The organism is Janthinobacterium sp. GW823-FHT06H09, assembly GCF_058794735.1.
The window spans coordinates 231,362-246,830 of sequence record NZ_JBXAHC010000002.1; the positions used below are offsets into that span (position 1 = coordinate 231,362).

Genomic DNA, 15,469 nt, shown 5'->3' on the forward strand with positions numbered 1-15,469 from the left:
CGAGGCGGCTGCGGCGGTGCTGGTGAAATAGGCAAAAAAGAAGGCTCCCGGGTTACAGGAGCCTTGTGGCGCCGGACAGGCAATGTGGTCCGCACCGGCAGCTCTGGGGTACAGCGCCGGCCGGACACACCATCCACGCCAAGGAGGTTCAGCCACCTGCCGTCAACCGCATTGCCATGCCACTTCATCGTAGCAGCTGATTGCGCGGCAAAACTCTCCAATATTTGCATGCCGGCCATCTGCCGCTACAGCCACCCTTCGCGCTTCAGGCGCCGGTGCAGCCAGTAGCAGCCGGCGATGATGACGACGATCACGGCCGGATAGCTGCCGCGCCACTTCAGTTCCGGCATGAATTCGAAGTTCATGCCGTACAGGCTGAAGACCATGGTGGGCACGGCCAGGATGGCGGCCCAGGCGGCCAGGCGCTTGACGACCTCGTTCTGGCGGATCGAAATTTGCCCCAGCGCCACCTGCATGGCCGAATTGACCAGCTCGCGCATCTGCCCCGCCGTGTGCGTGACCCGTTTGACGTGGTCGAGGATGTCGCGGTAATAGATGCGGTTTTCCTTGGGCACTATGTCGCCATGGAAACGGATCAGCTGGGTGCAGATGTCGTGCAGGGGATTGACGGCCGCATCGAGTTTCAGCAGCTCCGTCTTGAGCTGGTAGAAATCCTGCAGCTTGTCTTCGCTCAGGCTGGGCTTGAACAGCTGCAATTCATAGTGCTGGAAACGGGCCTGCAAATGGTCGATGCACGGCTGGTACTGGTCGACGATGAAATCGATGATGGAATACAGCACGTAGCCGGGGCCGCTGGCCAGCTTCTCGGGCACGCTTTCCTTGCGCTCGCGCAGCTTCGCATAGCCGGCCGAAGGGCCGTGGCGCACCGTGATGATGAAGCGGGGGCCGAGAAAGACGTGGGTTTCGCCGTAGACGATGGCGTCGCCGTCCAGCGTGGCCGTGTGCATCACCATGAACAGCGTGTCGCCGTACTCTTCCAGCTTGGGCCGCTCATGCGCACCCTGCGCATCCTCGACGGCCAGTTCGTGCAAGCCGAAGGCCGATTGCAGCGCCTGCATGGCCGTGGCGTCGGGGCTGGCCATGCCGATCCAGACGAAACAATCGGGGTCGCCAAGAAAGTCGCCCACCTTGTCGATGTCGAAGTGGGCGATCTTCCTGCCGTCGCGATACGCTTCGCAATTGACGACGGCGGCGTGGGTACTGAGGTCCATGGTGATTTTCGGCTGGTGGCGGCAATATTATTGGGGGGCCAGTATAGCGGAAAGACCATATTCACTGTTCCGCCAGGCGGGCCAGTGCCAGGCTAACTGGCCCGTCCGGCATCAATAGCGGTAATTCAGGCTCAGCATGGCATTGCGCGGATCGCCGTAACTGACTCTGCGGCCCGTGCTGATGCCGTAGTAAGCGCGATCGGTCAGGTTGTTGAGGTTGAACGACAGGGCAAGCCGGCCGGAGAGCTGGTAGCGCACCATGGCGTCGAACACGGCATACGAGCCCTGGTGCACGGTGGTCAAGCCGCCGCGCACGGCCCGAGTGTTTTGCCAGGTGCGCGATTGCCAGCGGGCGCCGCCACCCACGGTCAGGCGCGGCATCGGCTGCCAGGTGCTGTACAGGCTCAGCTGGTCTTCGGGCGCCAGGGTATTGACCTTGCCGCCCGCATCGCGCGCCACCTTGTGCGTGTAGCCGGCCTGCAGCTGCCAGCCCGGCATCAGCTGGCCCGACACTTCCAGTTCCACGCCGCGCGAACGCACGCCGTCGATGGCGCGGTAGGCGTCCATGCCCGTCACCTTGTTGACCGCATCGACGGACTCGGCGAAGTTGTCCTGCCGCACCTCGAAGGCGGCCGCGCTGGCGTTCAGGCGGCCGTTGAGGAACACGCCCTTTACGCCCGCCTCGATATTCTTGCCCAGCACGGGGTCCAGGGTCCTGTTGTCGACGTCGCGGCTGTTTTGCGGACTGAAGATGTCGCTATAGCTGGCAAACGCCGTCAAATTCGGCGCGAAGTCCCACGTCAGGCCCGCATACGGCGTGAAGATGGACGACTCGTCGATATCGGCCGTGGGGTTGACGTAGGACGACAGGCGGCCGCCCAGAATCACGTGCACGCCTTGCGGCAGCGAAAAGCGGCCCGTCGCGTACACGGCCTTCTGGCGGATGACTTCGCGGGCCGTGTCCAATTCCCAGCGCGGTTCCGGCACGACGCCACGGTAAGTATAGATATTGTCGACCTTGATGAAGGTATACGGACTGAAGACGTCGTCCGATTGCTTGCGGTAGGCGTTCGCGCCCACCACCAGTTCATGCGTGCGGCCCAGCAGGGAAAACGGGCCCTTGGCGTACACGTCCAGGCCATTGCTGGTGGCGTCGCTGTTGTACTGGCGCGCCGTGACGGCCGTGCCGCTGCCGTCCGCCTTCGGAAAACCGTCAAGGTAGGCGACGGGCGCATACAGGGCGTTGGCCTGGTGGATCAGGCGCAAATTGGCCAGCCAGCCATTGTCGAAGGTGTGCTCGAGCGAAGCGAAGACGGATTTGGCCTCCGTCTGCTGCGTGCTCCAGGTGGGCGCGCCGTTGAACGAGCGGGACATGGTGAAACGCTTGCCGTCCGCGTCGAACAGCGGTGCGCCGCCCCAGTCACTATTGCGCGGCACTGTGTGCTGGTAGTCGGCGCCCACGGTCAGCAAGGTGCGCGGCGACAGATCTGCCTCCAGCGTGCCGTACGCCAGTTCGGAGCGACGCTGGTAGCGGTCGACGAACGAGTGCTTGTCCTGGTAGGACGCGACGGCGCGCGCGCGCACGCTGCCGCTGGCGTTCAGGGGACCGCCCACGTCCGCCATGCCGCGGTAATTGCTCCATGATCCGACCGACAGGTCGGCCAGCGCGCGCAATTCGCGCGTGGGTTTCTTGCGGATCAGGTTGACGGTGGCGCCCGGCGTGCCGGCACCGCTCATCAGCGCATTCGCGCCCTTCAGCACCTCGACCCGGTCGTACAGATCCATATTGGCCAGCGATTCGCCCAGGTTCAGCGAGGCGTCGCGCGTCCACGGCAAGCCGTCGTAGCTGAAATTGTCGAGCGAAAAGCCGCGCGCATAATAAATCGTGCGCTCGCTGTCGATGTGCTGCACATACACGCCCGGCGTGTGATTGAGCACCTCGCTCAGCTGCACCAGGCCGAAATCATCCATCTGCTGGCGCGTCACCACGCTGACCGCGTGCGGCGTCTCGCGCGGCGACAGCACCAGGCGGTTCGCCGTGCTGACGGCGCCCGTCGTGTAGGAACCCGTGTCCTCCGTCACCTGGCCCAGGTAATTGGTGGTGATGACCACTTCCGGCATGGTCGCCTCAAGCTGGGCGGCGACCTGCGGCGCGGCTTGCGCGGCGCTTTGCACGGCGCCTTGCACGGCGCTTTGTACGGTATACACGCCGCTGTCCGTCTTCAGCAGGGCCAGCCGCGTGCCCTGCAAGGCGCGGCGCAAGGCTTGCTCCGCCGTGAAATCGCCCTGCACGGCCGCCCCGCTGGCGCCGCGCGGCAGGTCCGCATCGATGGAAATGCGCACGCCGCCACGGCTGGCAATGGCGATCAGGCTGGCATTGAGGGGCTGCGCCGGCACATCGTAGCGCATGGTGGCCGACGCGACGTGGGCCGGTGGCGTCTGCGCCAGGACGGTGGGCGCGGCGCAGGAAAGTAACATTACAGCCAGGGGAATCTGGCGCATCAACAATGGTGGCATGCTGGGACTCTATCTTGATGGTGAAGGAAAAGTGGGGCTACACCAGGTATGAGTCGCGGCGCGCCGAAAGTGACAGTGCCGGCGCAAAAAATATGTCAGCTTGTCTTCAGGTCGAGTCCCGTCCACCAGCCGCCAGGGCCCTGGCGCAAGGTCAGGGGCAGGGTTTCGGCCAGGGCCAGCAGGGTGGCGCCGCTGTCGTCGAGCGAATAATTGCCGGACACGCGCAGCGCCGCCGCCTGCGCCGTGATGTCGATGTAGCCGTGGCGATACGGGCGCAAGGCGGCCACCACGTCGCCCAGCGTCTGGTCGACGGCCACCAGCATGCCCTGTTGCCACGCCGTCGCCTGCCCTGCCGCCATGCCGGGCAGCAGGGTCAATCGATCCTCGTCAAACCGCGCCGCCTGGCCCTGGCGCAGCACGCGCGCCAGGCCTTTGCCGGCCGGACGCACGTCGAGATCGCCCCGCACGGCCAGCGCCACGGTGCCGCGCGCTTCGCGCCGCAGCATCAGCTCGCCGCCCAGCGTCGTCACCGCGCCATGCGCGCTGCGCAGCACGAAGGGCGCGTTGGCGCCAGGCGCCACGCGCGCCAGCAACTGGCCCTGGCGCAAGGCGACTTGCCGGTGTTCATGACGGACATCCGTATCGGCCGAGGAGCGGGCGTCGAGGGTCAGCACGCTGCCATCGGCCAGCGTGTAGCGGCCCCGCCGGGCCGTGGCCGTGTGCAGGTCCGCGCTCCAGTCCGGCAAAAACGGGCTGCCGCGCAGCAGCCAGGCGCCGCCGAACGCCGCGCCCGCCAGGCACAGGAAGCCCTGCAGCCATTGGCGCCGCTGGTCATCGTGCCGGGCGGCGCGCGCCAGGGTGTGCCCGACGGCCGCCGCCCCGCCCGCTGCCTGCAGCGGGCCGACGCTGTGCTCGACAGCCTGCCCCAACGTACGCCAAGCGGCCGCATGGCGCGCATCGGCGGCCAGCCAGCGGGCGAAGGCCTGGCGTTGTCCTTCGTCCGCTTCGCCCGAGCTGAGTTCGACCAGCCAGCCGATGGCGGCATCCTGGACGGACGTAGCAACGCTCATGCCGCGTCCGCCACCGCCAGGCAGCAGCGCAAGCCCTGCGCCATGTACTGGCGCACCATGCTGGCCGACACGCCCAGGCGGGCGGCGATCTGCGCATACGTCAAGCCGTCGAGCTGACTCATCAGAAAAGCGCTGCGGGCCTTGGCGGACAGGGTATCGAGCGCGCGCGACAGGCGTTCCAGCGCTTCGAGCAGCACGGCGCGTTCCTCCGGCGACGGCTGGACGGCATCGGGCAGCAGCGCCAGGGTCTCCAGATACGCCTGCTCGATATCGCGCCGCCGCCACTGCTGCAGCAAGATGCTTTTCGCTACCGTCGTCAGGTAGGCGCGCGGCTCGCGGATGGCGGACAATCTTCCCGCATGCAGCACGCGCACAAAGGTTTCCGACACCACATCCTCGGCTTCCGCCCGATTACGCAAGCGCAACAGCAAGCGCTGCAGCAGCCAGCCCTGGTGGCCCGTAAAGAGGCTGGCGGCCAAGGCGGCGTCATTCGGGGGAAAAGAAAAGGCAGACAAGAGCGGATCCGGCGATATAAATGATAATGATTCTCATTATATGGCAGGGACTGGAAGATGTCGCGCAATTTTGCTAAAGTTGTCCTACGCAGGCAACACCACCGATCGCACGCGCCGCGCGCAGGGTGTTGATTTGACCTCCATCCCATTGGACACTCGCCATCGCATGCATGCATCCCCGGTCCCGGGCACCGAAGGATATGCCGACAATGCCGGACAGCTGATCACCCGGTATGCCGGCGTGATCGCCGCTGATAAATACAAAGTGGTCAGCCACCTGCTGCCACGCCGGGCAGGCGCCGTGCTCGACATCGGTGCCGGCACAGGCGCCGATTCGGCGTGGCTTGCGAGCCTGGGGCACAAGGTGGTGGCAGTGGAGCCCGTCGCCGCGTTCCGGGAAGCGGGCATGCAGGCGCATGCCTCGCCCGATATCGAGTGGGTGGACGACAGCCTGCCCGCGCTGTCAGTGATGACGGCGCGCGAAACCAGGTTCGACCTGGTTGTACTCGCCGCCGTCTGGATGCATCTTGCAGCGGAAGAAAGAAACGCGGCGATGGAAAACATCGGCCAGTTGCTCAAGCCTGGCGCGCTGCTCGTCATGTCGCTCAGGCATGGCCCCGCCCCGGAGAACCGGCGCATCTTTGACGTCTCTGCCAGTGAAACGATAGACCTTGCGGCACGCCACCATCTCGCAGTCGTTCTGAGTGCGCAGGCGCTGTCCGTTCAGCAGCAGAACCGCCACGCGGGAGTCAGCTGGTCCTGGCTGGTTTTTCAGCGATGAGAGATGCCGCAGCAGGCTAAGAGCCTATCCCAGTAGATGAATGCATCCCCTGCTGGCGCCCCTCGGAAGCGGGGACTGCGTTGATCGTCGTCGCGTGGCTCGCCACGCGTCCTCCTCACGCCTTGTCCGCACTCCTGATGAACTGCCAGCAGAAGACGCTCCCTGCTGGGATAGGCTCTACCCCGTCGACATGACCGCATTCAGGGCGCGCCGCAATTCTTTCAGCCGGGGCGGCTTGCCCAGCACGCAGTTGACGTGCTCGGGATAGTCGCTGTCGGCGGCCAGGCGCTGACCCCAGCCCGTGAGCATGATGATGGGCGTGGCCGGCGAGCACTGGCGCACGGCGCTGGCCACCTTGCGCCCGTCCACGTGAGGCATGCCCAGGTCCGTGATGACCACGGCGAAGTATTCGTGCCGCTCGTATGCGGCGCGGAAGCAGTCGATGCCGGCCTGGCCCCCATCGGCCGACACCACGTCGTGGCCATCGATTTCCAGGATGTCGCGCAGGGACTTGAGCACCATCGGGTCGTCGTCCACCACGAGGATGCGCAGGCGCGGCGGCACAAGGTAGGCCGTGTCGGGCGCTTCATTTTCCTCGTGCGCCGCGCAGGCGGGAAAAACCAGGCGCACCGCCGTGCCCTGCCCCGGCGCCGTGACGATGTCGATGCTGGCGCCATGGCGCTCCATCATGCCGTACACCATGGCCAGGCCCAGACCCGTGCCACGCTCGCCCTTGGTGGTAAAAAACGGTTCCAGGCAGCGGCGGCGCGTATTGTCGTCCATGCCGATGCCCGTGTCGGCTACTTCTATCCGCACCTGCCGCGCCGCCTCGCCCGCTACGTCGGCGCAGCTGGTGCGCACGCTCAGGGTGCCGCCCTCCGGCATGGCGTCGACGGCGTTGAAGACCAGGTTCGTCAGCGCTTCGCGCAGCTCGCCCGCGCTGCCGGGCAGCATGGGCAGGCCGTGCGCCAGCTCCGTGTGCAGGGAGATGACGATGCCGCGCTGCTGCGGCATGTCGCTCCAGCGCGCGCGGGTCAGGTCCAGCACCTGCTGCACCACCAGGTTCGCGTCGATGGGCGAGAGCGCCAGTTGCGGTTCGCGCTGGCGGTAGAATTCGCGCATGCGCGCCACGGTAGCGGCCACGTCGTCGATGGCGCGTTCGATCACTTCCAGGCAGTGCCGGCCCTGCGGACTGAGATTGGTTTCCGTCTCCAGCAGCGATTCCGTGTACAGGGCCACGGGGGAAATGGCGTTATTGATATCGTGCGCGATGCCGCTGGCCATCTGCCCCAGCGCGCGCAGGCGCTCCTGCTGCATTACCGACTGCTGCGTCTGGCGCAAATCGTCATACGCGCGCTGCAGCGCGCCGTAGAGCCGCGCCTGGTTGGCGGCCAGCGCCACGTGTTCGCTCAGCTGGCTGAGGAATTCGCACTCGCCGCTGGTAAAGCTGTGCGCGGCGCGGCGCGCCACGATGAGGATGCCGAAGACCGTGTTTTCGGCCGGCAGCGGGGCCATGACGAGGGCGCGCAGCCCCCCTTGCGCCAGGCGCTGCGGAAACGGGAACGCCACGTCGGCGATGTCGGCTTCATACACGAGCTTGCCGCGCACGCAGCTCGACAGGCCATTCTCGTCGATGGGAATGTGCGCGTGTTCACCCATCATGAACGATAGCGCCAGCGCCTCGCTGCGCACGCCCACGCACATCACCTGCAGCGCGTGTTCGGACGGTTCGTACAGGCAAATGCAGCTGAAATCGATGGGCAGCTGCTCTTCCAGGCTGCGCACCACCACCTGGAAAATGCTGCGCAAATCCTGCCGCTCGCCGATCGAGCGCGTGATCTGCTGCAGCAGATTCAGGCGCTCAAGCTGTTCATGCACCTTGCGCTCGGCCAGCTGACGTTCCTGTATCTGCGTTTCCAGGGCCGCATTCGCCTGCGCCAGTTCGTCGCGCGAGACGGTGGTGCGGCGCAGCTTTTCCGTCATGCCGTCGAAGGCGCGTGCGAGGTCGCCGATTTCATTCCTGGTATGCACGCCGAGCGCAAAATCGAGCTTGCCTTCGCCGACGATCAGGGTGCCCTGGCGCAGCTTCTCCAGCGGCCCCGTGACGCTGGTCATGGTGAAATAGATCAAACCGGCCACCAGCACGATGATCATGCCGCCGAACAATATCACGGCCACGTTGGCCTGCTGCTGGGCGTCCAGCACGCCTTGCCGGCTCAATGCGGACAGCCGCATCGCATCGGCGATCATGCCCTGCACCTTGCCCATGATCTGGCCGGACAGGCGCGACTCCAGCTCGCCCAGCACCTCGCGCCGCTGCGGGTCCTGACCCAGCTCGCGGTGATTGGCGACAAACAGCTCGAACAGGCCGTCCACGCTTGCCAGGTCGCGCCGCAATTCCCGCAGCAGCGCGCGCTCCTCGCCGGCGGCGAAGGCCGGCGTGGCCAGCAAGCCGGTGGACAGCGACTCGCTGCGCAGCTGCCACTGTGCCCGCGTGCGCGCACCATGGTGCAGCGCATATTCGATCGACAGGTAGCGCAGCGACGTGACGGCTTGCAGGATATCGGCCGCCGCCTTGTTCTTCGCCAGTTCGCGCTGCATCGCCATGCTGGTGGAGAACAGCACGGCGACGATGATGGCCACGAGCAGCACGCAAAACAGTTCTGCCAGCTTGAAGCGCGTGACGATTTTCACGGTGGCCTTCTCAATGGATGACCGTCACGGCCGACGGCGCCACGGCTTCCAGGCCGTCCAGGTAGACGGCATCGAGGAAGTTCGGCATCTCGCCGTTCCCGGCCAGGCGGTTCTTGATGGCCCAGCGCGCCTCGTCTTCCAGCGCCAGCAGCAAGCGCTGGTCGAGCACGATGCCGAACTGATAACCGTGCCAGGCCGCCTGCAGGCGCTGCGCCTCGCTGGCCGACGCCTTGGCAAACAGCGCCCGCGCGGCATCGGGCTCGTCCCGGCAAAAGCGCGCGCCGGCGATCAGTGCGCGCAGCACCTTGCGCATCGTCGCCGGGTGGCTGCGCACATAGCCGCCCGTGCCTGCCACGTTGAACAGGCCCGCATACACGTCTTCGCCATAGAAGATGGCCGCATTGCCGGCAATGGCGTGCGTCATGCCCGTCAGGAACGGTTCCCAGCCTGCCGCCGCATCGACCTCGCCCCGCGCCAGCGCCCCGGCCAGCTGCTCGGGCGCGTAGTTGCGCACGCTGACTTCGGCGGGCAGCAGCTTCTGGCGGTTCAAAAAGGCTTCGAGCGTGAACTGGCCGGATGTGCCCGACGTGACGCCGATGCGCTTGCCCTTCAGGCTCGCGGGCGTGGACACGCCGCGGTCCAGGCGCCCCACGATGCCGTGGTCGCGCTCGGCCTCGAAGATGCTGGCGATGATGACGACGGACTGGTTCTGCAGGCTGGCCAGCACCACAGGAATATCGGACACCGTGCTCAGGTCGGCCTTGCCCTGCAGCACGGCTTCCAGCGAGGCCTTGCCCGACGAATACGGCTGCACCAGCGCGTCGATGCCTTCGCGCGCGAAATAACCGTGCCCGCGCGCGGCCAGCACGGGGCAGCTGCCCACGTACTCCGCATTCACGGCCAGGCGCAGCACTTCCACGGGGCCGGGCGGCGGCGCGGGACGGGCAGCGAGCCGCCAGACGGCCACGGCGGCCAGCGCCAGCAGCGGCAGTGCGGCCGCCAGCCAGACCGTCCGCCGCGCCGGGCCGTTCATGCGTTGCACTGCGCCGTGGCCGACTCCAGCGCGCTGTTGACGGCCTCGGAAAACGCCGCCACGTCGATCGGCTTGGTCAGATAGCGGAAAAAGCCCGCCGCCAGGCCCTGGCGGATATCGCCGGGTCCGGCCACGGCCGTCAGCGCGATGACGGGGATGTGCGCGGTGCGGGCATCGGCACGCAGCAGCTGCATGACTTGCGTGCCGCTGATGTCGGGCAAGTCGCAATCCATCAGTATCAGCTGCGGCAGGTGGCGGCGCGCCATGTCCAGGCCCGTCTGCCCGTCGCCGGCAGACAGCAGGTCGAGATCGGGGCGAAAATGCACCAAGCCCGCCACCAGGGTCACGTTCAGGGGATTGTCTTCCACATACAGCAGCGTCTTGCGCTCCGGCAGGGGCATCGATTCAGCGGGCCGGGCAATGGCCGACAGGCGCGGGCTTTCCTGCAGCGGGTAGCGCGCGGGGCAACTGTCGATATCGAGCCAGAAAGTGCTGCCGCGCCCGGGCGTGCTGGTCACGCCTATGGTCGCCTGCATGGCTTCGGCCAGGCGCTTGCTGACCACCAGTCCCAGGCCCGTGCCCTCCTCGTCGCGCCCATCGCGTCCCAGGCGGTTGAAGGGCTGGAACAGCACCTCCAGCTGCGCGGCGCTCAGCCCGCCGCCCGTGTCGCGCACGGACAGGCGCAGCTGCCGTGCATCGACGGGCTGGCAATCGACGTGGATCTCGCCCTGATCGCGGTTGTACTTGACGGCGTTCGACAGCAGGTTGAGCAGCACCTGCTTGAGGCGCGTGCGGTCGGCCAGCACGTGCACGCTGCCCGCTTCGACGAACGTCAAGATGATGCCGCGCTTGCGCGCCAGCGGCTCCATCATTTGCCAGCATTCGTGGTAAATGCCGGCCAGACCCACGGACTCCATCGACAGCGCCATATTGCCCGACTCGATTTTGGCGATGTCGAGGATATCGTTGATCAAGGTCAGCAAATGCCGGCCGGCGCCGAAGATGTGCGAGGCAAAGGTTTTCTTTTCCTGCGCCGTCGAGGGGATGGAATCGGACGTGAGCATCTGCGAAAAGCCGAGGATGGCGTTGAGCGGCGTGCGCAGCTCGTGGCTCATGCTGGCCAGGAAATTGGTCTTTTCCTCGTTCGCCCGCTCGGCCACTTCGCGGGCCAGCCGCAAATCCCGGTTCATGGCGTCGAGTTCGGCCGTGTGCTGGCGCAGCAGCAGTTCCAGGCGCGCATTGGCGATGCGCAGCTGGCGCGTCTCCAGCGCCCGCGCCAGTATCAGCAGGATGCCCGACACCTTGAACGGCTTGACGACGTAATCGAGCGCGCCCGCCTTCATCGCTTGCACGGCCGAGGCGATCGTGCCTTCGCCCGTCATGATGATGCAGGCCAGGTCCGGATCGATCTTGCGCGCCGCTTCCACCACGGCGATGCCGTTCATGCCCGGCATCATCAGGTCGACCAGCAGCAGGTCGAACGATTCGACGGCCAGCAGGGCCAGCGCCGCCTCGCCCGAAGCGAGCCCCGTCGTGTCGTACGCCTGGCCGCGCAAGGTGTCGCACAGGGCGCGCACGTGCGCCAGCTCGTCATCGACGATCAGTATCCGGGGCGGCATTGATGATCTGTTCATGCATTCTCCTGGCGGCATGGCCTTGCGGAGAGGGAACTTGCCCCGCAGCATGCGTTCCGAGCATAGCATCTGGAAATTACCAAAAATACACGCTTTGTCACGCGCGAGCCGGCGCCGGGCAGATGTCAGCTCATGACGGGCAGTCCGCGCAGCAACTTGTCGAGGGCCAGCGGATAGTCGCGCACGCGCACGCCCGTCGCGTTGTAGACGGCGTTGGCGACGGCCGCCGCCACGCCGCAGATGCCCAGCTCGCCCACGCCCTTGGCTTTCATGGGCGAGGACATGGGGTCCGTTTCATCGAGGAAGATCACGTCCTGGTGCGGGATGTCGGCGTGCACGGGCACTTCGTAGCCGGCCAGGTCGTGGTTGACGAAGAAGCCACGGCGCCGGTCGACCACCAGTTCCTCCATCAGGGCCGCGCCCACGCCCATGGTCATGGCGCCGATCACCTGGCTGCGCGCCGATTTCGGGTTCAGGATGCGGCCGGCCGCGCACACGGCCAGCATGCGGCGCACGCGCACTTCGCCCGTGTCGCTGTCCACGCCCACTTCGACGAAATGCGCGCCGAACGTCGATTGCTGGAATTTTTTATCGAGCTCGCCGTATTCCATATGGTCTTCCGCGACGACGTCGCCATGGGCGGCGGCGGCGGCGAGCGGCACGCTGCGTTCGCCCTGGCTGACTTGGCCATCGGAAAAGCGCGCCTCTTTCTCGTCGAAGCCCAGCTTGCCGGCGATGGCCTGACGCAGGCGCACGCAGGCAGCGTACACGCCGGCCGTCGAGCTGTTGCCGCCCCACTGCCCGCCCGAACCGGCCGAGACGGGAAAATCCGAGTCGCCCAGACGCACGACGACCCGGTTCAAGGTCACGCCCAGCATTTCCGCCGCCGTCTGCGCGATGATCGTATAGCTGCCCGTGCCGATATCCGTCATGTCCGTTTCCACGGTCACGATGCCGTTGCCATCGAGACGCACCCTGGCGGCGGACTGCATGACGAGGTTGTTGCGGAAAGCGGCCGCCACGCCCATGCCCACGAGCCAGCGGCCGTCGCGCCGCATGCCCGGCTGCGCTGCTCTCTCTTTCCAGCCGAATTCCACGGCGCCCGTGCGCAGGCAGTCGATCAGGCGGCGCTGGGAAAACGGCCGGCCCGGTTTTTCCGGGTCCACCTTGGTGTCGTTCAGGATGCGCACGACGATGGGGTCCATGTTCAATTTCTCCGCCAGCTCGTCCATGGCGATTTCCAGCGCCATCAGCCCCGGCGCCTCGCCCGGCGCGCGCATGGCGTTGCCTTCTGGCAAGTCGAGCACGGCCAGGCGCATGGCCGTCATGCGGTTGCCCCCCGCGTACAGCAGGCGCGTCTGCATCACGGCCGTTTCCGGCTGACCGCCCTTCAGGTCGCCGGACCACGATTCATGGCCGATGGCCGTGATCTTGCCGTCGCGCGTGGCGCCGAGGCGCAGGCGCTGGATGGTGGCGGGCCGGTGCGTCGTGTTGTTGATCATCATGGGCCGCGTCAGGGCGACCTTGACGGGACGCTGCGCCGCCCGGGCCCCCAGGGCCGCCAGCAGCGCTTCGGCGCGCACGAACAGCTTGCCGCCGAAGCCACCGCCGATATACGGCGAGACGATGCGCAGCTTGTCTTTCGGCATTCCCAGGGTGCGGGCCAAGTCGCCCCGGCCCCAGTCCACCATCTGGTTCGCCGTCCACACCGTCAATTTATCCCCCTCCCAGGCGGCAATCGAGGCGTGCGGCTCCATCATGGCGTGCGACTGGTCAGGCGTCGTGTAGGTCGCGTCCAGCCGCACGGGGGCATGGGCAAAGGCGCCGGCGAAGTTGCCCGTCTTGCTGTCGGGCTTGCCGTCCTTCGGCTTGGCCGCCGTGCCCTTTGCTTTGGCCAGGTCGAAGGCGCCCGGCTGCTCGACATACTTGACGTCGAGCAACTGCGCGGCCGAACGCGCTTGCTCGAACGTTTCCGCCACCACCAGCGCGATGGCCTGGTGGTAATGCTCGATCTCCGGCCCGCCCAGCAGCTTCGCCGTGTTCATCTTGCCTTTGCCCAGCTTGCCCGCCGATTCCGCCGTCACCACGGCCAGCACGCCGGGCGCGCGGCGCGCGGCGCTGGTGTCGATCGAAGCGATGCGCCCCTTGGCAATCGCCGCGCCGACGACGTGGCCGTAGGCGGCATGCGGCGCGGCCTTGTTCTGCTCATACGCGTACGGCGCCGTACCCGTGGTTTTCAGGGGGCCGTCGATGCGGTCCGTAGGGCGCCCCACGACCTTCAGCTGGTCGATGGGATTGGTGGTCGCAGGTGTCGTGAATTTCATCGCTCTAGCCTTTCTTCGCTGGTGCTTGCGCCAGGACGGACGCCACGGTGCGCTGCGCCAGGATCAGCTTGAAGCCGTTATCGGCCGTCGGCCTGGCGCCGGCCAGCAGGCGTTCGCTGACGGCGGCCGCGCCAGCGGGCATGGCCTGCTCGGCGGCGGCAAGCCGCCACGGCTGCGGCGCGACGCCGCCCAGGGCCAGCCTGCCGGTGCCATCGGGCAAGATGATCGCCGCGACAGACACCAGCGCGAACGCGTACGAGGCGCGGTCGCGCACCTTGCGGTAGACGTGCGTGCCGCCGATAGGCCGGGGCAAGGTCACGCTGGTGATCAATTCGCCCGGCTGCAGCACCGTTTCCAGCTGCGGCGTACTGCCCGGCAAGCGGTAAAAGTCGGCGATGGGGATGCTGCGCGTGCTGCCGTCGGCCCGCACCGTGTCGATGCCGGCGTCGAGCACGCGCATGGCGACGGCCATGTCGCTCGGGTGCGTGGCGATGCACGCCTCGCTGCCGCCCAGGATGGCCAGCGGCCGGCTGAAGCCGGCTATGGCCGAGCAGCCGCTGCCCGGCACGCGCTTGTTGCACGCCTGGTTCGTGTCATAGAAATACGGGCAGCGCGTGCGCTGCAGCAGGTTGCCGGCCGTCGTCGCCTTGTTGCGCAATTGCGCCGAGGCGCCGGCCAGCAAGGCGCGCGACAGCACGGCATAGTCGCGCCGCACGGTGGCGTGCGCGGCCAGGGCCGTGTTGCGCACGAGGGCGCCGATGCGCAAGCCGCCGTCCTTCGTCGTCTCCACCTTGTCCAGCGCGAGGCCATTGACGTCGATCAAATGCGCGGGCGTCTCGATTTCCAGTTTCATCAGATCGAGCAGATTCGTGCCTCCCGCGATGAAGCGGGCGCCCGGCGTAGTCAAGGCGGCGGCCGCCGCTTCGGCCGGCGTGGCGGGCTTTTGATAGCTGAACACTCTCATGCGGGCCTCCCCGCCACCTCGGTGATGGCTTCGATGATGTTGGAATAAGCGCCGCAGCGGCAAATATTGCCGCTCATGCGTTCGCGCAATTCTTCGGGCGTCGCTTGCGGGGCCGCGTTCAGGTCCGCGCTGACGTGGCTGGGGATGCCCTGGCGGATCTCGCCCAGCGCGGCGACGGCCGAACAGACCTGCCCCGGGGTGCAGTAGCCGCATTGATAACCGTCATGCGCGATGAAGGCGGCCTGCATCGGATGCAGTTTCTCCGGCGTGCCCAGCCCCTCGATAGTGGTGACCTTGGCGCCGTCATGCATCACGGCCAGGGTCAGACAGGCATTGATGCGCTGGCCGTCGAGCATGACGGTGCAGGCGCCGCACTGGCCGTGGTCGCAGCCCTTTTTGGTTCCCGTCAGTTGCAAATGTTCGCGCAAGGCGTCGAGCAAGGTGGTGCGCGTGTCGAGTTCCAGGCTGTGGCGCCGGCCGTTGACGTTCAGGCCGACTTTCATCAGGACGGGCGGCGCCTGTCCGGATTGGGCCGCGCCATGGGCCGCTTCGGCTGCCCCCGTCACGCCGGGCACGGCCACCGCCGTGGCCGACAGCGCACCGGCGATCAGCAAGCCGCGCCTGCCGGCATTGATGTGATTACAGTCTGTCATCTCGCGCTTCCTCCTGGCTGTGGACTGGCTGGGTGGGCGCATGCAGGCCCGA

At 66.8% G+C, this 15,469-nt stretch carries 11 protein-coding genes; 1 reads left to right on the plus strand and 10 read right to left on the minus strand.

What is annotated here, in order from left to right:
• Nucleotides 1–245 precede the first annotated feature (245 nt).
• The 4 genes from corA to AC1Q6X_RS03555 all read right to left on the minus strand — a co-directional run bounded on the left by corA (nucleotide 246) and on the right by AC1Q6X_RS03555 (nucleotide 5,334).
• Nucleotides 246–1,232, minus strand: a complete 987-nt coding sequence (gene corA / locus AC1Q6X_RS03540; RefSeq protein WP_070313610.1) for a magnesium/cobalt transporter CorA — start codon at nucleotides 1,230–1,232, stop codon at nucleotides 246–248.
• Nucleotides 1,233–1,343: 111 nt separating this feature from the next.
• Nucleotides 1,344–3,749: a TonB-dependent siderophore receptor gene (locus AC1Q6X_RS03545; protein ID WP_492495150.1), complete on the minus strand. Its 2,406-nt coding sequence runs from the start codon at nucleotides 3,747–3,749 to the stop codon at nucleotides 1,344–1,346.
• 95 nt (nucleotides 3,750–3,844) lie between these two features.
• Nucleotides 3,845–4,819, minus strand: a complete 975-nt coding sequence (locus AC1Q6X_RS03550; RefSeq protein WP_492495152.1) for a FecR family protein — start codon at nucleotides 4,817–4,819, stop codon at nucleotides 3,845–3,847.
• Complete coding sequence (locus AC1Q6X_RS03555) at nucleotides 4,816–5,334, minus strand: sigma-70 family RNA polymerase sigma factor (protein WP_070313604.1); 519 nt, start codon at nucleotides 5,332–5,334, stop codon at nucleotides 4,816–4,818. The genes AC1Q6X_RS03550 and AC1Q6X_RS03555 overlap by 4 nt, the downstream gene beginning before the upstream one ends.
• Before the next feature lie 166 nt (nucleotides 5,335–5,500).
• Here AC1Q6X_RS03555 and AC1Q6X_RS03560 point away from each other — a divergent pair, with 166 nt between their 5' ends.
• Nucleotides 5,501–6,115 carry a class I SAM-dependent methyltransferase gene (locus AC1Q6X_RS03560; protein WP_492495154.1) on the plus strand — a complete coding sequence of 205 codons (615 nt, stop codon included), beginning with the start codon at nucleotides 5,501–5,503 and terminating at the stop codon, nucleotides 6,113–6,115.
• 177 nt (nucleotides 6,116–6,292) lie between these two features.
• Here the strand turns inward: AC1Q6X_RS03560 and AC1Q6X_RS03565 are convergent, their stop codons facing one another.
• From AC1Q6X_RS03565 to paoA, 6 genes are all read right to left on the minus strand, one after another.
• A complete protein-coding gene (locus AC1Q6X_RS03565) occupies nucleotides 6,293–8,809 on the minus strand; it encodes an ATP-binding protein (protein ID WP_492495156.1) in 2,517 nt (838 codons plus the stop codon).
• Between the two features lie 10 nt (nucleotides 8,810–8,819).
• A complete protein-coding gene (locus tag AC1Q6X_RS03570) occupies nucleotides 8,820–9,842 on the minus strand; it encodes an ABC transporter substrate-binding protein (RefSeq protein WP_492495158.1) in 1,023 nt (340 codons plus the stop codon).
• Complete coding sequence (locus AC1Q6X_RS03575; protein WP_492495160.1) at nucleotides 9,839–11,476, minus strand: response regulator; 1,638 nt, start codon at nucleotides 11,474–11,476, stop codon at nucleotides 9,839–9,841. The genes AC1Q6X_RS03570 and AC1Q6X_RS03575 overlap by 4 nt, the downstream gene beginning before the upstream one ends.
• A gap of 125 nt (nucleotides 11,477–11,601) precedes the next feature.
• A complete protein-coding gene (gene paoC / locus AC1Q6X_RS03580; protein ID WP_492495161.1) occupies nucleotides 11,602–13,800 on the minus strand; it encodes an aldehyde oxidoreductase molybdenum-binding subunit PaoC in 2,199 nt (732 codons plus the stop codon).
• Between the two features lie 4 nt (nucleotides 13,801–13,804).
• Nucleotides 13,805–14,764 (minus strand): FAD binding domain-containing protein, encoded by a 960-nt coding sequence (locus AC1Q6X_RS03585; protein WP_070300446.1) that lies wholly within the window; start codon nucleotides 14,762–14,764, stop codon nucleotides 13,805–13,807.
• Entirely contained in the window at nucleotides 14,761–15,417 is a 657-nt protein-coding gene (paoA, locus tag AC1Q6X_RS03590) for an aldehyde dehydrogenase iron-sulfur subunit PaoA (protein ID WP_070224338.1), read from the minus strand. Before paoA ends, AC1Q6X_RS03585 begins: the two co-directional genes overlap by 4 nt.
• Nucleotides 15,418–15,469 lie beyond the last annotated feature (52 nt).